This is a genomic window from Paenibacillus sp. SORGH_AS_0306 (genome assembly GCF_030819345.1).
GTDB lineage: Bacteria > Bacillota > Bacilli > Paenibacillales > Paenibacillaceae > Saccharibacillus > Saccharibacillus kyungheensis.
This window is the reverse complement of the sequence record NZ_JAUTBP010000001.1, coordinates 1,696,085-1,717,751: the sequence shown is the minus strand read 5'-3', so window position 1 is coordinate 1,717,751 and position 21,667 is coordinate 1,696,085. Positions and strand designations below refer to the sequence as shown.

Sequence of the window (21,667 nt, the reverse complement as noted above, 5' to 3'; positions counted from 1 at the left end):
TATATGTAATACTCTATCTTATTCATTTTCTAAGGATCATACGATGATTTCTAAAGAAATATAAAATAAAAAACAAGCGATCGTCTATACACTGGTTTACAACAAAAATAAATATTTCATTTTTGTCATTTTTAGTGATAGTTTATCGCTTGTTTGTATAATATGAAGTTATTGATCTAAACCTTTTTTAAGATCATCAATCAAATCTTCTCCATCTTCAATGCCTACCGAAATACGTACTAATCCTGGTGTAATGCCCAATTCTGCTCTTCGTTCTGCTGGAATAGAAGCATGAGTCATACGTGCAGGTACTGAAATAAGACTTTCCACAGCTCCTAGACTTTCTGCTAATGTGAAATAAGTCAGCTTTTTGAGTAATTCTGCTGCTTTGGCATCACTACCGACATCAAATGAAATAATACCACCAAAACCTGTTGTTTGCTTTTTGGATAATTCATGTTGTGGATGAGAAGCTAGACCTGGATAGTAGACTTTGCCTACTGCTGGATGTTCGGTTAAAAAGGTTACGATTTCTTGTGCATTACGTTCTATTGCTTCCATACGCAATCCTAATGTCTTGATCCCACGAATCAATAACCATGCATCTTGTGGCCCTAGAATTCCACCGACAGCATTTTGAATAAAATGGATCTCTTCAGCAAGCTTTTCACTATTTACTACAACTAAACCTGCTACCAGATCACTATGCCCTCCCAAATACTTGGTTGCAGAGTGAAGCACAATATCTGCACCTAATGGAATAGGATTTTGCCAGTATGGGGTAGCAAATGTATTATCGACGACAAATAATAGATCATGTTCATGGGCTACATCGGCTACAGCGCGAATATCTGTAACTTTAAGCAAAGGATTGGTTGGCGTTTCCACATAGATAGCTTTGGTGTTCGGCTGTATTGCTTGGCGAATAGCTTCAAGATCGGTTGTATCTACAAAAGTAGACTCGATCCCCAGACGTGCTAACACTTTGGTGAAGATACGATATGTACCTCCATAGACATCATCTGTAAGCAAAATATGGTCGCCTGTATTGAACATAGTAAATACGGCATGAATAGCCGCCATCCCTGAGCCAAAAGCAAATCCTTTATATCCTTCTTCCAAATCTTTAATCAATTCTTCCAATGCAAATCGTGTCGGATTGCCTGTACGAGAATATTCATATCCTTTGTGTACGCCAATCTCTTCTTGCTTGTACGTACTTACTTGATAAATAGGTACATTAACTGCGCCTGTATAAGGATCACCAGAGATACCGCCGTGAATCAATTTTGTTTTGCGTTTCATATTTAAATACCACCTTCATAAATTTGTTTGCTTAAATAACGTTCACTACTATCCGGGAAAATGGTGACGATATGAGCACCATCTGGCGCTGTTTCGACTTCTAAAAGAGCAGCATGAAGCGCTGAACCTGCTGAACTTCCGATCAATAATCCTTCCAGACGAGCCAATTCAGCGACCCGGTGAAAAGCATCTTCATCACTGATCGTATGAATTGTATTGAAATACGATTTATCCATAAATTCAGGAATCATCTCCATCCCGATTCCTTCGGTTTTGTGCGATCCCGATTCGCCGCCATTGATAATAGAACCTTCTGGCTCTACAATGACAGTTTTGATATTTGGATTTTGCTCTTTCAAATAACGGCTTGTGCCCATAAATGTACCACCAGAGCCTGCCCCTGCGACAAATACATCCACTTTTCCTTCAAGATCTTTCCATATCTCAGGTCCCATCGTTTGATAATACGCTTTGGGGTTATCTGGATTGGTAAATTGCCCTGGACAATACGCACCCGGTATTTCTTCTACCAGTTCACGTGCTTTATCTATAGCACCACGCATTCCTTTCGCTGTCGGAGTATGCACAATCCGAGCTCCTAACGCTTTCATTAAGGTCTGCTTTTCGATACTGAATTTCTCTGGCACAGCAAATACAACAGAAATATCTTCATGGATCGCCGCCATCGCTAGACCTATCCCTGCATTTCCTGCTGTCGCTTCCACAAGTGTGCCACCTGGTTTGATTTTGCCGGTAGCCAGTGCATCGTGAAGTAACGCTTTACCTACCCGATCTTTGACACTGCCTCCAGGATTCATAAATTCTAACTTGGCAAATAACCGAATACCTCTTGGTAAATCATACGCATTGATTTCCACCAGTGGTGTATTTCCGATCAAATCCATAGTACTGCGATATAAAGCCATTCGAGTTTGCTCCTTTGATGATCTAATCATTGTGTGTTGTTAGATGAATAACCATAATAAATATTGTATTTTAAACCATTGGTCAATAAATAAGAAAATAAAAAAAAACCAATTAAACAAGTAGGAATTATCAATCTATACTTTGAGTGTAGTAAGATTACGGTTAAAAGTCAAACAAGTCAGCACTTATTCTCATAATGGGAAAAACCATACTTCCGCCTTTTTTAGCATATGTGATCACAAAAAGGTCTATCACTATTCACTGAATAACAGCGAACAGGACAGACCTTTTTGTACTAACTTCTTTTGTTGTTCATTGATAAATCTACTTTTCTTCTCCAGGAGAACGTCTAGCAAAATCGACAAATTGAAATTTGTCTAACCGATGCCTTGATTCGGTATACTGAAAAAGAGTCGTATCTTCTAAATGAACATAGTTGCGTACTACAACAACATGAGTGTACTCTTTTAAATCTAACAATTCATAATCTTCAGTGGTTGCATCTTCTACAGAAATTACTTTTTTAGCATAACTGATCTGCAAATTTAATTCTTGTTCCAAATAAGCATAGATCGATCCGCTAGCAATTTCTGTTGTTAACAACGGGACAATATCAGAGCGGAAATAGTCTTTATCCAGAATAACCTTTTCGCCTTCTATATTGCGAGCACGAATCACTTGCCATACAGTTGCATGTTTATCTGTTTCCAAATGACGAGCTACTGCATGAGGTATAGGAATATGCTCTGTTTTGTAAACAATCGTTTGCGATTTGCGTCCTATTCGTTCAGACATTTCTTTGAAGCTAACCAGACCACTTAATGGAAAATTCATTCGTCCAATATCAAGTGCAAATGAACCTTTGCCTTTGATCTTATGAATAAATCCATTCTCTGAAAGCAATTGAAGTGCTTTGCGCACTGTTTCGCGAGAAATACCATATTCTCTCGTTAGATCATTTTCAGAAGGAAGTTTGGTACCCGCAGCGATCTCACCGGATTGAATACGTTCTGAATAATCATGATAAATTTGTAGAAAAATATTAGTATTCACTTGTCATCACCACATTTATTGTAGCACTTTTTGAATCATCTGAAATCAGCAAATTGTTTTACATACGATACCAACGTCACCGAGATCAAGCTTATTGTTTAAGATGAATTTTTAGAACCTGATACTTCAAGTCATTGACTGTACCCGGAAGTTCTTCAATCGATTCAATCATATCTTGACCGTCTAGCACAATAATAGGTGTAATGATCGGATACCCTGCTGCCTGAATCACATCACGATCAAATTCTAATAACAATTGACCTGCTTCTACTGTATCTCCTGTCTCCGCATGGACTGTAAATCCTTCGCCTTTGAGACCTACAGTATCAATACCTACATGAATCAGAATCTGTACGCCAGTCGCATGTTCCAAAATCATAGCATGCTTACTATTTGCCATAATATGCACGACCGTTCCGGCAAATGGAGCAACAATTTTGCCATCTGTCGGTTCGATAGCGATCCCTTGACCCATTTGTCTTTCAGCAAAAGCAGGATCAGGTACCTGTTCCAACATAACCGCTTCTCCTGTGACAGGAGCTAACACTTCCAACACATCCACTGCATCTGCATCACTGGTAGCATTCGATTGAGAACCAGATAGCGCTTGATGAGCAGAACCTTTAACCGATTCGGTCGTTGTTGGAGTCGTTGCTTTGGATACATTTTTGGTATCATCAGCAGAACTGTTATTTTGCTGACGACGGATCATAATTTTGCCGTATAACAATGTCAGTGTAAATGGAACAATCAATACGATTGCCATACCGATAAAGAATACGCCCCACTGATCTGGGAAGATAGAAAGGAATCCGGGAATACCGCCGACCCCTATCGAATACGCCAATACATGATTAATGGTGAGCAACACCCCTGCGATAGCTGAACCAATCATTCCGAATACAAAAGGATATTTGTAACGAATATTAACCCCGAAGATCGCCGGTTCAGTTACACCGAGAAAAGCGGATACAGACGATGTAATCGCCAGACCTTTACTTTTTTGATCTTTCAAAATAAGTACCATAGCTAATGCGCCTGCACCTTGAGCAATATTAGATAAAGCTAACATTGGCCATAAGAAGGTGCCGCCTTGTGTTCCGATCAATTGTACATCGACTGCAAGGAACGTATGATGCATTCCTGTAATAACTAGCAATGCATACAATCCACCATAGATTAGACCACCTAGAGCAGGAACGGTATCAAATACATAAACAAAGCTACTTGTAATCACATTACCAATTGCAAACGTAACCGGCCCGATAACGGTAAATGCAAGGAAACCTGTGACTAGCAACGTAATAGGAGCTAACAATAATAGTTTAAAAGAATCAGCTATTCGTTTATTTAAAAATATTTCAATACGTGATAATACGTAAGCGGATACAAGTACAGGTAACACTTGTCCTTGATAACCGATTTTGTTGATTTCCCAGCCAAATAGATTCCATACCGGTACAGTGCCACTATTGACAGCATCTGCGTATTTGTAAGCACTCATAAGATCTGGATGAACTAGAATCAGACCGAGTACAATCCCGAGTAAAGGACTACCGCCAAACCTGGTGGTGGCTGACCAACCGATCAATACAGGAAGAAACGTAAAGGCTGTACTGGCTATCGTATTTATAATAGAAGCAAAATCTTTCCATTGTGGATATACATCAACTAAAGATTGTCCTTCAAAGAAAATACCTGCGCCTGTCAAAATATTATTAATCCCTAATAATAAACCTGCTGTAACGATCGCTGGCAAAATCGGAATAAAAATATCAGCCAGTGTTTTAATTGCTCGTTGAATCGGATTTTGCTTTTTACTAGCTGCACTTTTTACATCGTCTTTGGAAGCACGATTACCGCCCGTAATCGCTATCATTTCGTTGTACACTTTATCAACAAGTCCGGGACCGATAACTACTTGATACTGACCTTGCGACGAAAATTGTCCTTTAACCAGATCATTCTGATCCAACGCATCTTTGTCTACCAGACTATCATCATGCAAAGCAAATCGTAATCGTGTTACACAGTGTGTAGCTACTTCTATATTTTCTTTGCCACCGACTGCGGCTATAATCTGCTCTACACTTTTTTTATCGATATCTGCCACCTAACCCCACTCCTTCACTATGTCTGCATGTTCATGTACTTGCAAAGTAGAACAGATTGATTCTGCTCTACTCCACTCATACTTTATTTGTATAGATTAATGATTGATTATTTGGATCAATTATTGAGAACGATTGGATACAGAACGATCTTCATGCAGAAGCCACATATAAGACGCATACGGTTCTAAAGTTATGGATTCACTTACATGTGGTGTAGTAACTGTATTACCGATCAATAAAGTAGCCGCATGTAAGTGTGCTGAACTGTATTGTTGTGTGATCTGCTCTGGTAAATGAAATACTGCTTGTTCTGCACTAAAATTAGAAATAACAATAATACGCTCATGTGTATTGCTACGTGTATAAGCAAATATCTGAGGATGGGACTGATCTAATCGTTCATATGTACCATCGGTGAGCACTTCTACTTGCTGGCGAAGTGTAATCAATTGACGATAATGATGATAAACGGAGAACGGATCATGAAGCTGAGACTGTACATTGATATCTGGATAACGTTCATCTACTTTGATCCATGGTGTCCCTGTTGTAAATCCTGCATTAGTGCTGCTATCCCATTGCATCGGTGTACGTGAATTATCACGCGAACGTTCACGAATAATATCTAATGCTTCTGTGGCTGATTTGCCTTGTTCTTGCAAAATGCGATACATATTCGTAGACTCTATATCTCGAAATTCATCAATACTTGACCACTGCGGATTAGGCATCCCGATTTCTTCACCTTGAAAAATATAAGGTGTTCCTTGTAAGCCATGCAAAGTGGTTGCTAATAATTTGGCACTTTCTACGCGGTATTGATCATCATTTAGAAAACGTGATAATGCGCGCGGTTGATCATGATTATTGAAAAATAAAGCGTTCCATCCTCCTCCTTGCTGCATTCCTACTTGCCAGTGGGACAATAATGATTTTAATGCTTCAAAATCATACGGCATTAATTCCCATTTCTGACCATTCGGATAATCTACTTTCAAATGATGAAAATTGAATGTCATCGAAAATTCTTTTTCCTCTGGATTGGAATAACGTATACAATGCTCCAGTGTTGTTGATGACATTTCCCCTACCGTTACCGCTTGATAAGGTTCAAATACTTTTTCATACAACTCTTTCACATACTCGTGTACACGCGGCCCATCAGTATAAAATTTACGACCGTCTCTAATAGCCAGACCGCCTTCATCGGTATCAGTTGGGAAATTCTGATCTTTGGAGATCAAATTAATAACATCCATCCGAAATCCGCTAACACCCTTATTTGCCCAAAAAGTCAACAAATCAATCACTTCTTGTCGAACTTTAGGATTTTCCCAATTCAGATCAGCTTGTGTTTTATCAAATAATGTCAAAAAGTACTGTCCGCTATGATCATCATATTGCCATGCTGAGCCGCCAAATTTGGACTGCCAGTTGTTAGGAACACCGCCGTCTGGAGCAGGATCACGCCAGATATAATAATGCCGATACGGATTGTCTTTGGATTTGCGAGCTTCCTGGAACCAATAATGTTCTGTTGAAGAATGATTGACTACAATATCAGTCATCAAATACATATCACGTGCTTTAATCTCTGCGATCAATTCTTCCATATCTTCCATCGTTCCATATTGAGGATGAATACGGTAGTAATCGGCTACGTCGTAACCGTTATCATTTTGTGGGGATAAGTAGACAGGTTGTAACCAGACAATCTCAACACCTAGTCCTTTTAGATAATCTAACTTTTGAGTAACGCCTTTGATATCGCCTGTTCCTTTGCCTGTCGTATCATTAAAACTTTGTGGATAGACTTGATACACGACCGATTTGCGCCACCAGTCTTGTCGGGTAATTTGGACTGATTGTGTGGATAAAGCATTCATATTCACATTTCTCCTTGAATCAGATTGCTATCAATGTTTATAATATCGCTCACATCTAACTTGTATATACAGGATTATATTCTTGTATATACAAGTTGTCAACGACTATTTATTTTAGCAAAATGTAGCTATGTATAGACTTGCTGAATAGGCATTAAAAAAGACAATTGTACGGTATAATCACCTGTACAATTGCCTTATTGTTTTCTGATGGCTATTTACAAATTATCTATCATTCATTGGTGTTTTACTTGCAGATCGATTTTTTATGATCTATAAATTACATTTCATCATATTGTGCATTAGAAGCGTTATTTTTGCGGAAAATATTGTAGATCTCAGCTCCACGTCCTGTTGATTCATCAACCAATACCAGTATTGCTCCCTCATTGACACGCTCATCATAATGGCGTGCATCTTCTTCAGGTACACCATATCCTACTAGACCACCAGCAAGACCGCCTGCACCAGCTCCTACAATCGCTCCTGTAAAAGTAGCCGCTATTGGCCCTGCTGCTAATATTGGCCCGATACCCGGAATCGTTAATGCTCCTAATCCAATTAGCAGACCAGCGACCCCACCAAGCACTCCACCTGTAGCTGCACCGGAAGCCATGCCTTCTGCTGTATCCATATCAGTCTCTTGCTCTATTCGTTCGATCTCTTCATGGTCTTTAGCAATAACCGAAATATCTTGCTCTGTAAATCCTGCTGCTTTCAAATCTTCTAATGTACGACTAACTTGAGCTTCATTATCAAATACACCAACAATTTTATCTAACACTTTATCGTTTTGATCCATTTTATAATCATCCTTTAATAAGCGAATTTGTAATATGTAGAATACGAACTTCTTTCTATTTAATGGAAAGAACGTATGGGGATATTTTAAACATAACCCTCTTGTACTAAACATTTCACTTCTACCCCTCACTAACCTCACATATGTAAACGCATACAACTAACATTGATATTTTATATTTATTTTGTAAGCGTTTTATAAATCGAAAAATCATTTATTTATATGTTTTTTGTTAAAATGACTACTTATATGACAGCAAATTTTACATACTTCTTGATCTTTTTGAGTAGTACATTGATACTCTCTATGTTCTATAAAGCCTGTACTGACAAGGAATATGTGCTTTTTTACTATTCACTTCATGATTCACATATTTACGGTTCAACCGTTATATTTCTACAATAAGACTATACACATAGCGGTACACCACTTCTTTATTATTCTATCGTTTCACCAGAAAGGAGGACTATGATGCAAAGAAATGTATCGAATACCGTTCATACTGATTCTATTTCTGAAGTTAGTGTATCTGATCGGCGTAAGTCACTTTGGAAAAGGATCACACGTAATTGGGAATTATACATCTTAATAGCACCTGCATTTTTGTACTTTCTTATCTTTCATTATGGACCTATGTATGGCATTCAAATTGCTTTCAAAAACTTTCTGCCCGCACGAGGGATCGCCGATAGTCCATGGGTAGGTTTTACGCATTTTAAGCGTTTTTTTGAATCTTATTATTTCTGGGATTTATTATGGAATACATTAAGTATATCGTTATACGAATTAGCTGTTGGTTTTCCTTTACCTATTTTATTAGCACTCGCTTTTAATGAGATCAAAAATGGATTTTTCAAACGCACTGTACAAACCGTCACGTATGCTCCTCATTTTATTTCTGTTGTAGTTATGGCAGGGATTATTATTACATTCCTTTCTCCTTCCACAGGAATCATTATCAAATTTATAGAATGGTCAGGCTTTACTGCGCCTAATCTACTGACCGATCCGGCATGGTTCAAAACGATGTATGTCTTATCCGGTGTGTGGCAAAGTACAGGCTGGGGAACTATCATTTACCTTGCTGCCCTTTCCGCGGTCGATCCACAGCTACATGAAGCCGCTATTATGGATGGTGCAAGTCGTTTTCGGCGTATTATTAGTATCAATATTCCAACCATTATCCCGACGATTACAATTTTGCTGATTTTGAGTATAGGTAGTATCTTAGGCGTTGGTTTTGAGAAGATTTTGTTATTACAAAATGCTCTTAATATGAGTTCTTCTGATGTTATTGATACATTTGTATATCGTACCGGTCTGATTAATGTACAGTACAGCTTCTCAACAGCAGTAGGTCTATTTAATTCAGCGGTTAATGCGATTCTATTGATCACTGTGAATCAGATTGCTCGTCGTACAACAGAACATAGTCTATGGTAATTCATGTATAGCTTATCTATAACGTATTAAGGAGGGATAATCTATGGCTGCTGTGATTAAAGAAACCAAAACAGACCGTTTGTTTCTGATTTGCAACTACCTGTATGTGACGATCGCTTTTGTACTAGTACTCTACCCTGTTATCTACATTTTAAGTGCTTCGATCAGTACACCTTCTTACGTCAATTCAGGCGAAATGTGGCTGTTGCCCAAAGGAATTACATTTGAAGGATACATTAGAGTTTTTGAAAATAATAAAATCTGGGTCGGTTATGGAAATACGATTTTGTACACAGTTGTTGGCACGTTAATCAATCTACTGGTCACTTTACCTGCGGCTTATGCACTCAGTCGTAAAGATTTTGTAGGACGAGGTTTTTTTATGGGAATGTTTCTGGTCACAATGTTTTTTAGTGGCGGTCTGATCCCTACGTATCTTATCGTCAAACAATTAGGTCTGGTGAACTCGATGTGGGCATTGATCTTGCCAGGAGCTGCTTCGGTCTGGAACATTATTGTAGCGCGGACGTTTTTCCAATCTACGATTCCGATTGAACTTCAAGAAGCCGCTCATATGGATGGATGTACGAATTTGAGATTATTTCTAAAAATCGTTGTTCCGTTATCAACACCTATTATTGCAGTAATGGCACTATTCTATGGTGTAGGTCACTGGAACAGTTATTTTAACGCTTTGGTATATTTAAATGATCAATCCAAGTATCCGCTACAAATGGTATTGCGTCAGATTCTTGTTTTGCAAGAAATGTCTACTTCTGCTCAAGGTGCCGCTACCAGCGGTGAAGCTGCAATGGCGATGAATGCCAAAGCAGATATGGCGGCTCTGCTTAAATATGCTGTTATTATTGTTGCCACATTGCCGATTATTGCGGTCTATCCTTTTGTTCAGCGTTATTTTGTTCAGGGCGTTATGATAGGATCAGTCAAAGGGTAAGCGCTTACGATCGAATGTCTACTATCATTTACAAGGAGGATTATTATGACAAATCAATCTCCATTTCGATTCCGTTCTACTTTTATACGCAAAACAGGTACAGTCGCATTATCGTTGGTATTAGGAACGACGCTACTTGCTGGTTGTTCCGGTGGCAAAGCTGAAGAAGCCGCCAAGTCGAATTCGGCTGAAAATGTAAGTAAAGAAGGATTCCCTATCGTCAAAGAAAAGATTACTTTATCAATGATGGGCCCTGATGTTGGTCTACAGAACTGGAAAGACATGCCTGCTTTTCAAGAAATGGAAAAGTTAACAAATGTGTCGTTCACTTTCGAAAATCCACCACTAGATAGCTTTGAAACGAAAAAAAATCTAGTATTTGCCAGCGGTGAGTATCCAGATATCTTCTATGCTTCTTCTCTCACTCAAGCAGACGAAGTCAACTACGGAAATCAAGGTATCTTGCTTCCACTGGAAGGGCTAATCGATAATTATGCACCTAATCTCAAAAAGCTAATGGACGAAGATCCATCTATCCGCAAATCGATCACTACACCGGATGGTCATATTTATTCATTACCGGTAATCAATCAGCAAAGTATCTGGTATCGCAGTCCGATGTGGTATAACGGTGAATTTTTGGAAGCACTGAAAGTCAAAGATCTGCCAACCACTACCGAAGGATTGTACGATCTGCTGGTTCGTTTCCGTGATGAAGATCCGAATGGTAATGGCAAAAAAGACGAAATTCCTTTAGCTTCTGTCAAATTAGATGATATTCGTTCATGGTTATTAGGTGCTTGGGGTATCTATGGAGAAGATATCTATAATGATGCAGATGGTAAAGTACATTTTGCTCGTACCGAAGAAGGATATCGTGAATTTTTAACATATATGAATCGCTTGTGGAATGAAAATCTGTTAGATCATGAAACGTTCTCACAAACTCCTGATCAGAAAAAAGCTAAAGGGGCTAACAATCAGCTAGGTCTTTTCCAAGATTGGCATGCTTATTTTACACATGGCGGTAAGCCGACAACCAAAGACCCGATGTTTGTTCCTGTGAAAAGTGATGCTGTAGACAAGCCAGCTGTTGCTATTCACCCGGGGTTATCTACCGGATCATTCGCTATTACTGAAAGCAACCCTTCACCAGAAGCTTCTATGCGCTGGGTCGATTATATGTACAGCTATGAAGGTGCTATGCTGTTCGACAAAGGCCCTGAAGGTCTAATGTACGAGACAGTTAACGAAAAAGATCATACTAAGAAATGGAAAGAGCTCCCAAGCCAGTACAATAGTCGTGAAGATTACCGTGGAACATTAACACCGAACTATGGTACGCCAGCGCCTACTTTATTAAGCCCTGATTTGCAAAAAGGATTAAAAGAAGAATTTGATACTTGGGTAGACAAGCAAAATGACGAGAAGATTCTTGCCTATGATCCACAACCACCTTTCCCTATTCTGTATCTAACGCAAGAAGAACAGGCTGAAATTTCAAGTCTACGTGCAGATATGGATACGTATATTGAGCAAATGGAAGCCAAATTTGTTACCGGACAAGAACCGTTAACCAGTTGGGATACGTATCTAGCAACGATCAAGCAAATGGGTGGAGATCGGATTATAGAGATTTATCAGGTAGCGTATGATCGCTGGAAATCAAGCTAAAGAGGTAGACAAGTATACAGCACAAGCACATTATTGATGAGATTTATGAGATTTATGTGATTTATGTGATTTATGTGATTCATGCAATTTATGTGATTGATATGTAAACGTAGAAATGTACTCATAAAAAAAAGACCTCTTTCCGCTAGAGATAGCGATTGAGGTCTTTTTTTTATCATCTTTTTTATCCTACAAACAGTGTTGCTCCTGATTATCCTGTACTGTTGTTAATCGGTAGATTATGATCTTCATTTTGCAGACTTTGCTTACGATATTGCCCCGGTGTACAGCCTGTTTCTTTTTTAAATTTGCGAATAAAATTAGCAGTATCCAGATATCCTACACGCAAAATAATATCTTTCAGTGGATCGTTGGTATCGTTCATCTGGCGGATCACTTCATCCATACGCAATTGCCATACATATTGAGAAAACGTATACCCTGTTTTTTCTTTAAAGGTGCGGCTAAGATATGAACTAGAAATAGAAAACTGCTGAGCCACACCTTCCAGACTTAACGCATAATCGCAATACTGTTCCCGTACATAAGCAAGCACTTGATCCATCATAGATAATTGCTTGGTTTCTTCTTTGTGTTCTGCACATGTACAGATGCGTGCAATCAATAGATGTAGTTGTTCTTCTAACTCTTCTGTACGTTCAAAAGAAGCCAGTTTCGGCATATCGCGTATACTTCGTATTAATCCCACTTCTGAAGCCGCTTTGAGCACTGTATTTAATAGATCAAATAGAACACAGCGCATCAGTGAAAGTGGTAATGCTTGTGAGCGTACGTCTGCCACAATCGTCTGCACCATATGGGAAGCAACCATAATATTACCTTGCTTCAAGCTTTGAGATAATTTTAATAACGATTCATTTGTAATCCAATAATGTTCACCTGAAGGGCGATCAGCTTCACTATTTAATTGATCAAAGTATGTGACACTATGCTGGGTATCCGTTAATCGATATTCCATCGCTGTTGCCGCTTCGATAAAAGATTGATTTAACTCATCCAGACGTGTATAACTTGTGCCTACCCCTACAGTTGGCAACGTATAATAATGTTCAAACACAATTTCTCTAACTGCTTCTACAATCTGCTTCATTTGTTGCTGACGCTCTACTTCTTCAAGCTGATGCCAGCATACCGCCAAAGCTAACCGATTGCCTGATGAGTACTCTATTCCATAAATATGTGCATTTAAATGAGGAAGATCGATTTCTGCTAAAATATCCGGTAAAAATAAATACGGGTCCAGTAATTTCTCCAAGCGCTGAGTCTCGGCTATGTGTGTATCTGTAGCTTGTAATGTATCTGTATATCTGGCTTCAGATAACATATCACTGGCTACAATCATGACAAAATATTGATGATGATCGGCTTCCAGCCCCAGACTGTCTATAACACGTATCGTCTCTGGATCTTCTGGCTTGCCATGCTTCATTAACAATAGTAAGCACTGGTGACGCACATACGGTTCCTGCATATCCATCTGATATCGATAATCATGCAATGTGTTTTTGATCCATGTCCACTCATTAGAAGTGCCGTTGGAGACAGATGGGATGGTTGAATGATTGGTTTTTTCTTTTGCAAATTCAACCAGATCACGTAATGGATGATACTGTCTACGCGCTAATAATACTGCGATTGGGATACCTGCTAGAGCAATCAATCCGAACACCAATATAATCAATGTCTGAATATGAAAAATCCGACTAAAAAATTGATCACTTGGCATAGTCGTTACATATGTCCAACCATTTTGCGCTGAAGTAACCGACACTACAGACTGCGGTTTTCCATTTAGCATCATACTATGAATACCTTCTCCTAGATCTGAAAGCGTATTCAATTCTTGATTTTGCACCGGTTGATCATGGTTGTTGACCGTAAGTACCTGACCTGTATTGTCAAAAATATAACTATTTCCTTTAAAATCATTCAAAATCGAATCCATCATTCCGGTCAATTTGGATTCTTCAATCAAATACACTACAGACGCATATGGATACGCATCAGCAGGCTTGATCGGCACAATATGTAATAACATCGACCTTTGGCGTGAATGAGTCCCCAATTGCTCGGTTAAGCGAGTCATCGGATAATTAATCTCATTAAGGTCATGTGTAATCTGTTCATTTGTCCAATTATTAAATTCATATGTTCGTCCAAAAACCACATTCAAATTACTTAATCCTTGAGAAGAATAGATCATCGAATCGTTATGAAAATAAAGAAATAACTCATCAATAATCGAACTATTCGCTCGATATTGAGCCAGTGTATTAATCGCTTCACGACTATAATACGGATGCTTCACCATGTAAGAAGTCAGATTGTTATCATAACTGATCCGGGCTGCAATATCGCTTAACTCTTTCATCCGTCCATCTATCGTCATTCGTACCTGACTTAACTGATTCACATTGGATTGCTCTATTTCAGTACGTAGACTTTTAACAGCGCTTTGATAGACCAGAACAGTAATCAAAATAAGAGGAATCAGAAAAATAAGTAAATAAGACAACATATAACTCCGCAACAACCTTGAACTTGTACGCTTCGGATTCATCTGCTTCCTCCTCGCATCAAACGTAATTACGCTATGATTATTGGATCATTGATATTAAATTTACATGTATTCAACAAATATTCACAACTCAATTGTAACGTATTTTTGCGGGCTGAAAAGGTATTTTTGCGATTTGCTTACAAATTTAGTTCTTTTTGATCATAAATGAATTGTTTATAACGTGTAAAAGATAACACTCTATTTACAATCCTGGTTATGTTTATACGTATCTTCTATTTTTGCTATTCCTTTTTATCCATTTTCTGTTATACTGTTGGTGAAATCCCGAACAGAAAGGATGATTCATAATGATGACTATTGAACGTACACCCCATCACACGCCGCATAGAACCTATTTCCAATCGGGAGAAATGAACGGATAACGTAAACAAGCTCCCGATACAACAAAGGAGCTAACTGAATTGAATATTAATGATTATGGATATAACGATTATTTTGCTGCACACTTTGCAGCCTATAAGACGTCGGAACGTCTTATTCCAGCACGGATTAGTGCCGTGTTCAAACATGTATACCGTGTTGTCTCTGAAGATGGAGAACAATTAGCCAAATTAAAAACATCTTCATTCCGCGATGCTCTGCGAGTCGATCGCCCTTCGATTGGTGATTTTGTCGCTCTGGAGAGCCATCCTGGTGATACTTCACTCATCCATCAAGTGTTACCGCGCAAAACGATTATTTTGCGTGATGATCCTGATATTGGTGAACAGGTGGTTGCTGCCAACTTTGATTATTGTCTACTCGTTTGCTCGGCAAATGATGACTTTAATTTGAATCGTATTGAGCGTTATTTAACGATTGCGTGGAATAGCGGAGCACAACCGCTTATTATCGTAACCAAAAGCGATCTGACTGATCAATTGGATCACTATCTTCAACAATTAGAAATAGCTGGCTTTGGTGTTCCTGTCTATCCAGTCGATAGTATTCATGGTGACGGATTAACAGAACTACAAGCGCATTTTGCTGTAGGAGACACACTGGTATTGCTTGGTTCTTCTGGTGTCGGTAAATCTTCACTCGTTAACGCACTTGCAGGCGAATATAAAATGAAAACAAATGCAATTCGTGAAGACGATGCCAAAGGTAAACACACTACTACTCATCGTGAACTCCATTTATTACACAATGGTATGATCGTGATCGATACTCCTGGCATGCGAAGTCTGGGTATAGGGCAAGCTTCAACTGGACTGGAAGAAACATTCCACGATATCGAATCTCTAGCCGAACAGTGTCGCTTCCACGATTGTGCACATACAGAGGATCAACCAGACTGCGCGGTGCAACAAGCATTAACCGAAGGCACACTACCAACTAAACATTACAACAACTGGCTCAAACTCAAAAAAGAACTAGCCTACAACGAACGCAAAAATAACGTCACTCAACTGCGCCAAGAAAAACAAAAATGGAAAACCTTATCCAAAACACATAAACAAAATTCCAAAAACCGCGCAAACCGCTAATCACTATACAAAATCAAATCACATTTAGGTATGTTGGATAAGCAGCAGTGAATAGATACTTTCTCTATCCCAACTCTATATGCTATCCCAAACTCCCGGCTGTCTATCCCCATTAGACAGCCCCTTTTTTTATTCCCCACTACATATCCCTTCACAAAATCTTCTTCCCATTCTCACAATAATCCCACTATATCTGACTCTCACTTACCATCTCAATACTATCTATTACTTTCCCACTACATTTTCACTCCCCTCCAAATCTCCCACCCAAACTCCACCTACCCTCCCCCACCCAAGACTTTAATTCCTCCCACTCCCAACGCAGAGCGGAGCGAATAGAATCGTTCTGAAAGAGCGAAGCGATCGCCTTTGCTATGAAATCCCGACCGCCAAGCGGTCATTCAAGGGATTCCATAGCACCAGCGACGACAAGAACGATTCTATTGGCGCAGCACTCCCACCCCCCCCATGAGAATTTAATCCCCCTTTTTATACATTTTCATTGACTAACCCCCAAGAGAAGCGTAAAATTTATGATTGCGATTATATTGTACGTCGGTGCAAAATTAAAATTTTTATATATAGGGTGATGAATATGTCTACGAGTCCATACCGGATTTTATTATTTTATAAATTTGTCAAAATTGATGATCATGAAGCACTTGCCGCAGAGCATTTGAAATATTGCAAAAAGTTAGGCATCAAAGGAAGAATTCTAATCGCACCAGAAGGTATTAACGGTACATTGTCAGGTGATTTTGAACAGACTGAACAGTATATGCAAGACTTATTAGCAGATCCACGATTTGCAGATACAGTGTTCAAAATTGATGAAGCAGAAGAACATGCTTTCAAAAAAATGTTTGTGCGTCCAAAAGATGAATTGGTCACTTTCCGCTTTGAAGAAGAATGGGATGCTAGTGAATTTACAGGCAAGCACCTTTCACCGAAAGAATTTTATGAACAACTTCAACAAGAAGATGTGATTGTTTTGGATGGTCGTAACGATTATGAATACGATATCGGTCATTTCCGCGGGGCAATTCGTCCGAATGTTGAATCTTCTCGTGAGTTCCCTGAATGGATCAGAGAAAACATGAGCGAGTTCAAAGACAAAAAGATTCTCACATACTGCACAGGTGGCGTACGTTGTGAAAAGCTAACCGGTTTCTTGATGAAAGAAGGCTTTAACGATGTCGCTCAACTTGAAGGCGGTATTGTGACTTATAGTAAAGACCCTGAAGTACAAGGTCGATTGTTTGACGGAAAATGTTATGTATTTGACGAACGTATTTCGATTCCAATCAACCATACCGATGAAGATATTATTGTAGGCAAATGCTATCATTGCGAAGCGCCAACAGACGATTATATCAACTGCCCGACTTGCAATCTGCAACATGTGGTATGCGAATCTTGCAAAGAAGAACACGAACACTTCTGCTCGGATGCTTGCCGTGAGCAAGTAGCTGTCACAGCTTCTAACTAAATAGATACTATCAAAAAAAGCCATTGATCTTTTAAAGATCAGTGGCTTTTTGCTAATTATACTATTATTTTATACGTCTAAACCAAATGACATGCAACCCAGTGATCACTACCCATATTGCGAAATACAGGAACTTCGTCTTTACAACGCTGTTCTGCAAACGGACAGCGAGTATGAAATTTGCAACCAGAAGGTGGATTGGCAGGGCTTGGAATATCCCCTTTTAACACGATTCGTTCACGCTTTAACTTGGGAATCGGAATTGGTACCGCAGATAACAAAGCTTTGGTATATGGATGTAGCGGATGACGGAACAATTCATCTCTGGAAGCTGTCTCTACCATTGAACCGAGATACATTACCCCAATACGAGAACATAGATGTTCGACTACACTCAAATCATGCGAAATAAAAAGATACGTTAATCCTTTACTTTCCTGTAAATGACTAAACAGGTTAATAATCTGAGCTTGAATCGATACATCAAGCGCTGATACCGGTTCATCGGCAATAATCAGCTCTGGATTCAATACCAAAGCTCGGGCGATTCCGATCCGTTGACGTTGACCTCCAGAAAATTCATGTGGAAAACGATCAATATGGTAGGACGATAATCCGCAAGAATATAGTACTTCTTTGACCCGATCACGAATATCGGCAGCAGGTGCTAGACCATGATCTAACAAAGCTTCACCTATCGCTTCGCCTATCTGTACACGAGGATTCAGCGAACTGTATGGATCTTGAAAGATCAACTGCATTTTGGGACGTAACTGTCGCAACTGCTCCGGTGGTAAATGATAAATATCGGTTCCTTTAAATCGAACTTCTCCGGCAGTTTTGTCTGTTAACCGAATAGCTGTACGTCCTACTGTACTTTTGCCACTACCCGACTCCCCAACCAGACCAAATGTTTCTCCTGGCTGAATCGTAATACTAATATCATCGACAGCTTTCACCTGTCCCACTGTGCGACTAAGTAGACCTGATTTGATAGGAAAGTATTTTTTGAGATGCTGAATATCTAGCAGTGCTTCAGACATGAACGGTTGCCTCCTTTTCATATAACCAGCAAGCCGTTTTTTGACCGTTTTCTAGATCACGTAGTGGCGGTTCTTCGGTACGACAAATATCCATACAGTGCTCACATCGCTCATGAAAATAACAGGATTTTTGCAATTCAAGCGGGTTCGGTACATATCCTGGAATTGAATACAGTTCTTTTTGCCGTTGATTGATAATAGGCTTAGAACGCAGTAGCCCTTGAGTATACGGATGGCGAGGATTAGCAAATAATTCAACCACTTCGCCTTCTTCTACTATTTTGCCTGAATACATAACAATCACATAATCTGCCATTTCAGCGACCACGCCTAGATCATGTGTAATCAGCAGAATCGACATATCCGATTGACTACGAAACTCTCGTAACATATCTAGAATCTGTGCTTGAATCGTGACATCAAGCGCTGTTGTAGGCTCATCAGCAATTAACAGCTTGGGATCACAAGAGATGGCGATAGCGATCATAATGCGCTGTAACATCCCGCCACTTAATTCATGCGGATATGACTTAGCAATCTGTTCTGGACGAGAAATACCTACTTGCGTAATCAATTCCAATACTCGCTGTTGTGCTTGCTTTTTATTCATTTTTTTGTGAATGATTAATGGCTCGCTCATTTGTTCACCGATCGTAAGTACGGGATTGAGTGAAGACATCGGTTCTTGAAAAATCATAGCGATATCATTTCCACGAATACTTCGTAGATGATTTTTACTCAAATTCAATAAATTTTGCCCATCAAAATCAATCACACCGTCTGCAATCCGTCCAGCAGGCGCTTCGATCAATCCCATTACAGAGAGTGCAGTGATACTTTTACCACAACCGGATTCACCGACAATACAGACAATTTCACCGGGACGAACATGCAAGCTGATATCATCGACTGCTTTGACTGTACCATCATCGGTATCAAAATAGGTGCTTAAATGCTGAATATGCAATAACGAGTCGGTACTCATGTTGATTCACCTACCTTTTTTGTTTCGGATCAAGCACATCTCGCAACCCATCACCAAAAATATTAATGGCTATCACTGTTGCAAAAATAGAAAAACCGGGTGGAACCCATAACCACGGACGTTCTTGAAAATCGATCATATTATTTGCCGCATCAATCATATTGCCCCATGTAGGTGTAGGCGGCATAACACCTAGTCCAAAGAAGCTCAACACCGATTCACTAAGAATAGCGCCACCAATATTCAGCGTAGCAATCACTATTAATAATGGGACTAGATTCGGTAATAAATGATTCACCAATTTACGACGATCACGTAATCCCAAAACGATCGTTGCTTGCATAAATTCCCGTTCACGTAAAGATAACAATTGCCCTCTCACCATACGTGCTAGTGAAGGCCAACCTACAAGGCTGAGAATAAGCATTACGATATACATTCGGTAATCTGTAGGTACTTTCCATTCTGATAATAAGGCTCCAAAAATAAACAATAACGGCAGACTGGGAATCGTGAGTAGCAGATCAGCGATACGCATAATCACTTGATCAACAATCCCTCGATAATATCCTGCTATCGCTCCTAACAATGTTCCGATAAATACAGACAAAAACATCGATGCAATCCCTACTGTTAACGAGATTCTTCCTGCTTGCATCACACGTGTTAATACATCCCGTCCTAACTTATCGGTTCCCAGCCAGTGATGGATATTAGGCGCTTTATTCATCATTGCCATATTCACTTTATTGTCGGTATACGGCGAAAATAAAGGCCCTACAAAACAAAGCAAAAACATAAATACAACGACTGCAAATCCACCTACAGCCAATTTATTTTTGACTAATTTACGAATCGACTGTCGCCACAAAGACGATTTGACAGCTTGAGGTTTATGGGTAGATACATTCGTCACTTCAGCCTGTATAGATGGCATATGATCCTCCTTAGTCCGCTAGATTTTTACACGCGGATCAGCGACATGATACAAAATATCCGATAATAACGTACCGATAACGGTTAGTACAGCTATAAACATCGTAAAGCCCATTAATAGCGGATAATCTCGAACTGTAAATGATTGCATATATAATTGACCTATCCCCGGCCAATTGAAAATTCGTTCAATAATCAGCGACCCACCAAATAGCGCAGGTAATTCAAATCCTACCAGTGTAATCGCAGGTAATAATGCATTGCGCAAAGCATGGGTAAATAACACTTTGCGCTCACTCAATCCTTTGGCACGAGCCGTACGGATATAATCTTGCTGAATAACATCAATCATATTACTGCGGAAATAACGGGTTAATGATCCTACACCCAGCAATGTCATAACAATCACTGGCAACGTCATATGATGAATCACTTCTTTTAGATAAGCGACTCCTGTAGCATTGCTACCTGTCGTTAACATGCCTCCCGGCGGTAACCATTTGAAGTCAACCGCCAATATTTTAATCAGAAATAGTCCAATAAAAAACGACGGAATCGACATAGCAGCAAAGATACCGACCATCACGAGCGTATCAAACCATGAATACTGCTTATACGCTGCGATTACACCGATAATCACAGCGATAAGCCATGTTAGAAATGTAGAGACAATCGCTAACAAAAATGAATTCCATACATACTGATTAAATAACGTGAGTACCGGTTGTTGCTTATCCAGCGAATACCCAAAATTCCCATGAAACGCATTGTTCATCCAGATGATATACCGCTCTAATAATGGTTTGTTTAGCCCGTATAACTCACGCAATTCCGCTTTGCGTTCAGGACTTAACTTGATATTACCTGTTATAAAATCCCCCGGAGTTAATGCATACAGGCAAAAGATCAATAACGAAGCTGCTAATAAAATAAACAGAGTATACGCTAGACGCTTGATTAAATAGCTACTCATATGCTCAACTC

Annotated in this window: 16 protein-coding genes; 5 read left to right on the top strand and 11 right to left on the bottom strand. The window is 39.3% G+C overall.

Features of this window, described 5'->3' with window-relative positions; all coding sequences use genetic code 11:
• Positions 1 to 168: 168 nt before the first annotated feature.
• The 6 genes from QE450_RS07680 to QE450_RS07655 form a co-directional block, all read right to left on the bottom strand.
• Positions 169 to 1,305, bottom strand: coding sequence for a bifunctional cystathionine gamma-lyase/homocysteine desulfhydrase (locus QE450_RS07680; protein ID WP_307298250.1), 1,137 nt, complete (start codon positions 1,303 to 1,305; stop codon positions 169 to 171).
• A gap of 2 nt (positions 1,306 to 1,307) precedes the next feature.
• The gene (locus QE450_RS07675; RefSeq protein WP_307298247.1) at positions 1,308 to 2,231 is read right to left on the bottom strand and encodes a PLP-dependent cysteine synthase family protein; all 924 of its coding nucleotides are present in this window, start codon (positions 2,229 to 2,231) and stop codon (positions 1,308 to 1,310) included.
• Positions 2,232 to 2,556: 325 nt separating this feature from the next.
• Positions 2,557 to 3,285 (bottom strand): trehalose operon repressor, encoded by a 729-nt coding sequence (gene treR / locus QE450_RS07670; protein WP_273616101.1) that lies wholly within the window; start codon positions 3,283 to 3,285, stop codon positions 2,557 to 2,559.
• Between the two features lie 91 nt (positions 3,286 to 3,376).
• The gene (gene treP, locus QE450_RS07665) at positions 3,377 to 5,398 is read right to left on the bottom strand and encodes a PTS system trehalose-specific EIIBC component (protein ID WP_307298244.1); all 2,022 of its coding nucleotides are present in this window, start codon (positions 5,396 to 5,398) and stop codon (positions 3,377 to 3,379) included.
• 120 nt (positions 5,399 to 5,518) lie between these two features.
• Complete coding sequence (gene treC, locus QE450_RS07660) at positions 5,519 to 7,285, bottom strand: alpha,alpha-phosphotrehalase (RefSeq protein ID WP_307298242.1); 1,767 nt, start codon at positions 7,283 to 7,285, stop codon at positions 5,519 to 5,521.
• Between the two features lie 280 nt (positions 7,286 to 7,565).
• Positions 7,566 to 8,087 carry a general stress protein gene (locus QE450_RS07655; protein WP_273616098.1) on the bottom strand — a complete coding sequence of 174 codons (522 nt, stop codon included), beginning with the start codon at positions 8,085 to 8,087 and terminating at the stop codon, positions 7,566 to 7,568.
• 471 nt (positions 8,088 to 8,558) lie between these two features.
• Here QE450_RS07655 and QE450_RS07650 point away from each other — a divergent pair, with 471 nt between their 5' ends.
• The 3 genes from QE450_RS07650 to QE450_RS07640 are packed head-to-tail and all read left to right on the top strand — an operon-like array spanning position 8,559 to position 12,159.
• Positions 8,559 to 9,530 carry an ABC transporter permease gene (locus QE450_RS07650; protein ID WP_274170077.1) on the top strand — a complete coding sequence of 324 codons (972 nt, stop codon included), beginning with the start codon at positions 8,559 to 8,561 and terminating at the stop codon, positions 9,528 to 9,530.
• A 43-nt stretch (positions 9,531 to 9,573) separates the two neighbouring features.
• Positions 9,574 to 10,485 (top strand): carbohydrate ABC transporter permease, encoded by a 912-nt coding sequence (locus QE450_RS07645; RefSeq protein WP_307298239.1) that lies wholly within the window; start codon positions 9,574 to 9,576, stop codon positions 10,483 to 10,485.
• A gap of 45 nt (positions 10,486 to 10,530) precedes the next feature.
• A complete protein-coding gene (locus tag QE450_RS07640) occupies positions 10,531 to 12,159 on the top strand; it encodes an extracellular solute-binding protein (protein WP_307298238.1) in 1,629 nt (542 codons plus the stop codon).
• A 211-nt stretch (positions 12,160 to 12,370) separates the two neighbouring features.
• On the opposite strand, the gene QE450_RS07635 is transcribed toward QE450_RS07640, so the two are convergent.
• Positions 12,371 to 14,740, bottom strand: a complete 2,370-nt coding sequence (locus QE450_RS07635) for an AraC family transcriptional regulator (RefSeq protein WP_307298236.1) — start codon at positions 14,738 to 14,740, stop codon at positions 12,371 to 12,373.
• Between the two features lie 422 nt (positions 14,741 to 15,162).
• On the opposite strand from QE450_RS07635, the gene rsgA reads away from it, so the two are divergent.
• Positions 15,163 to 16,230: a ribosome small subunit-dependent GTPase A gene (gene rsgA / locus QE450_RS07630; protein ID WP_307298234.1), complete on the top strand. Its 1,068-nt coding sequence runs from the start codon at positions 15,163 to 15,165 to the stop codon at positions 16,228 to 16,230.
• A 595-nt stretch (positions 16,231 to 16,825) separates the two neighbouring features.
• The gene (gene trhO / locus QE450_RS07625) at positions 16,826 to 17,719 is read left to right on the top strand and encodes an oxygen-dependent tRNA uridine(34) hydroxylase TrhO (RefSeq protein ID WP_273616092.1); all 894 of its coding nucleotides are present in this window, start codon (positions 16,826 to 16,828) and stop codon (positions 17,717 to 17,719) included.
• 77 nt (positions 17,720 to 17,796) lie between these two features.
• Here the strand turns inward: trhO and QE450_RS07620 are convergent, their stop codons facing one another.
• From QE450_RS07620 to QE450_RS07605, 4 genes are read right to left on the bottom strand one after another with little or no spacing between them, the layout of a single operon-like run.
• Positions 17,797 to 18,762 (bottom strand): ABC transporter ATP-binding protein, encoded by a 966-nt coding sequence (locus QE450_RS07620; RefSeq protein ID WP_307298231.1) that lies wholly within the window; start codon positions 18,760 to 18,762, stop codon positions 17,797 to 17,799.
• Positions 18,755 to 19,747: an ABC transporter ATP-binding protein gene (locus QE450_RS07615; protein ID WP_274170081.1), complete on the bottom strand. Its 993-nt coding sequence runs from the start codon at positions 19,745 to 19,747 to the stop codon at positions 18,755 to 18,757. The genes QE450_RS07620 and QE450_RS07615 overlap by 8 nt, the downstream gene beginning before the upstream one ends.
• 10 nt (positions 19,748 to 19,757) lie before the next feature.
• Positions 19,758 to 20,684 carry an oligopeptide ABC transporter permease gene (gene opp4C / locus QE450_RS07610; protein ID WP_307298228.1) on the bottom strand — a complete coding sequence of 309 codons (927 nt, stop codon included), beginning with the start codon at positions 20,682 to 20,684 and terminating at the stop codon, positions 19,758 to 19,760.
• Between the two features lie 18 nt (positions 20,685 to 20,702).
• Positions 20,703 to 21,656: an ABC transporter permease gene (locus QE450_RS07605; RefSeq protein WP_307298226.1), complete on the bottom strand. Its 954-nt coding sequence runs from the start codon at positions 21,654 to 21,656 to the stop codon at positions 20,703 to 20,705.
• Between the last annotated feature and the right edge of the window lie 11 nt (positions 21,657 to 21,667).

What these genes read in the sequence shown, in the direction of transcription:
- QE450_RS07680 (WP_307298250.1), bottom strand. Translation starts at nt 1,305, where the DNA reads ATGAAACGCAAAACAAAATTGATTCACGGCGGTATCTCTGGTGATCCT.
- QE450_RS07675 (WP_307298247.1), bottom strand. Translation starts at nt 2,231, where the DNA reads ATGGCTTTATATCGCAGTACTATGGATTTGATCGGAAATACACCACTG.
- treC (WP_307298242.1), bottom strand. Translation starts at nt 7,285, where the DNA reads ATGAATGCTTTATCCACACAATCAGTCCAAATTACCCGACAAGACTGG.
- QE450_RS07655 (WP_273616098.1), bottom strand. Translation starts at nt 8,087, where the DNA reads ATGGATCAAAACGATAAAGTGTTAGATAAAATTGTTGGTGTATTTGAT.
- QE450_RS07650 (WP_274170077.1), top strand. Translation starts at nt 8,559, where the DNA reads ATGCAAAGAAATGTATCGAATACCGTTCATACTGATTCTATTTCTGAA.
- QE450_RS07645 (WP_307298239.1), top strand. Translation starts at nt 9,574, where the DNA reads ATGGCTGCTGTGATTAAAGAAACCAAAACAGACCGTTTGTTTCTGATT.
- QE450_RS07640 (WP_307298238.1), top strand. Translation starts at nt 10,531, where the DNA reads ATGACAAATCAATCTCCATTTCGATTCCGTTCTACTTTTATACGCAAA.
- QE450_RS07635 (WP_307298236.1), bottom strand. Translation starts at nt 14,740, where the DNA reads ATGAATCCGAAGCGTACAAGTTCAAGGTTGTTGCGGAGTTATATGTTG.
- trhO (WP_273616092.1), top strand. Translation starts at nt 16,826, where the DNA reads ATGTCTACGAGTCCATACCGGATTTTATTATTTTATAAATTTGTCAAA.
- QE450_RS07620 (WP_307298231.1), bottom strand. Translation starts at nt 18,762, where the DNA reads ATGTCTGAAGCACTGCTAGATATTCAGCATCTCAAAAAATACTTTCCT.
- QE450_RS07615 (WP_274170081.1), bottom strand. Translation starts at nt 19,747, where the DNA reads ATGAGTACCGACTCGTTATTGCATATTCAGCATTTAAGCACCTATTTT.
- opp4C (WP_307298228.1), bottom strand. Translation starts at nt 20,684, where the DNA reads ATGCCATCTATACAGGCTGAAGTGACGAATGTATCTACCCATAAACCT.
- QE450_RS07605 (WP_307298226.1), bottom strand. Translation starts at nt 21,656, where the DNA reads ATGAGTAGCTATTTAATCAAGCGTCTAGCGTATACTCTGTTTATTTTA.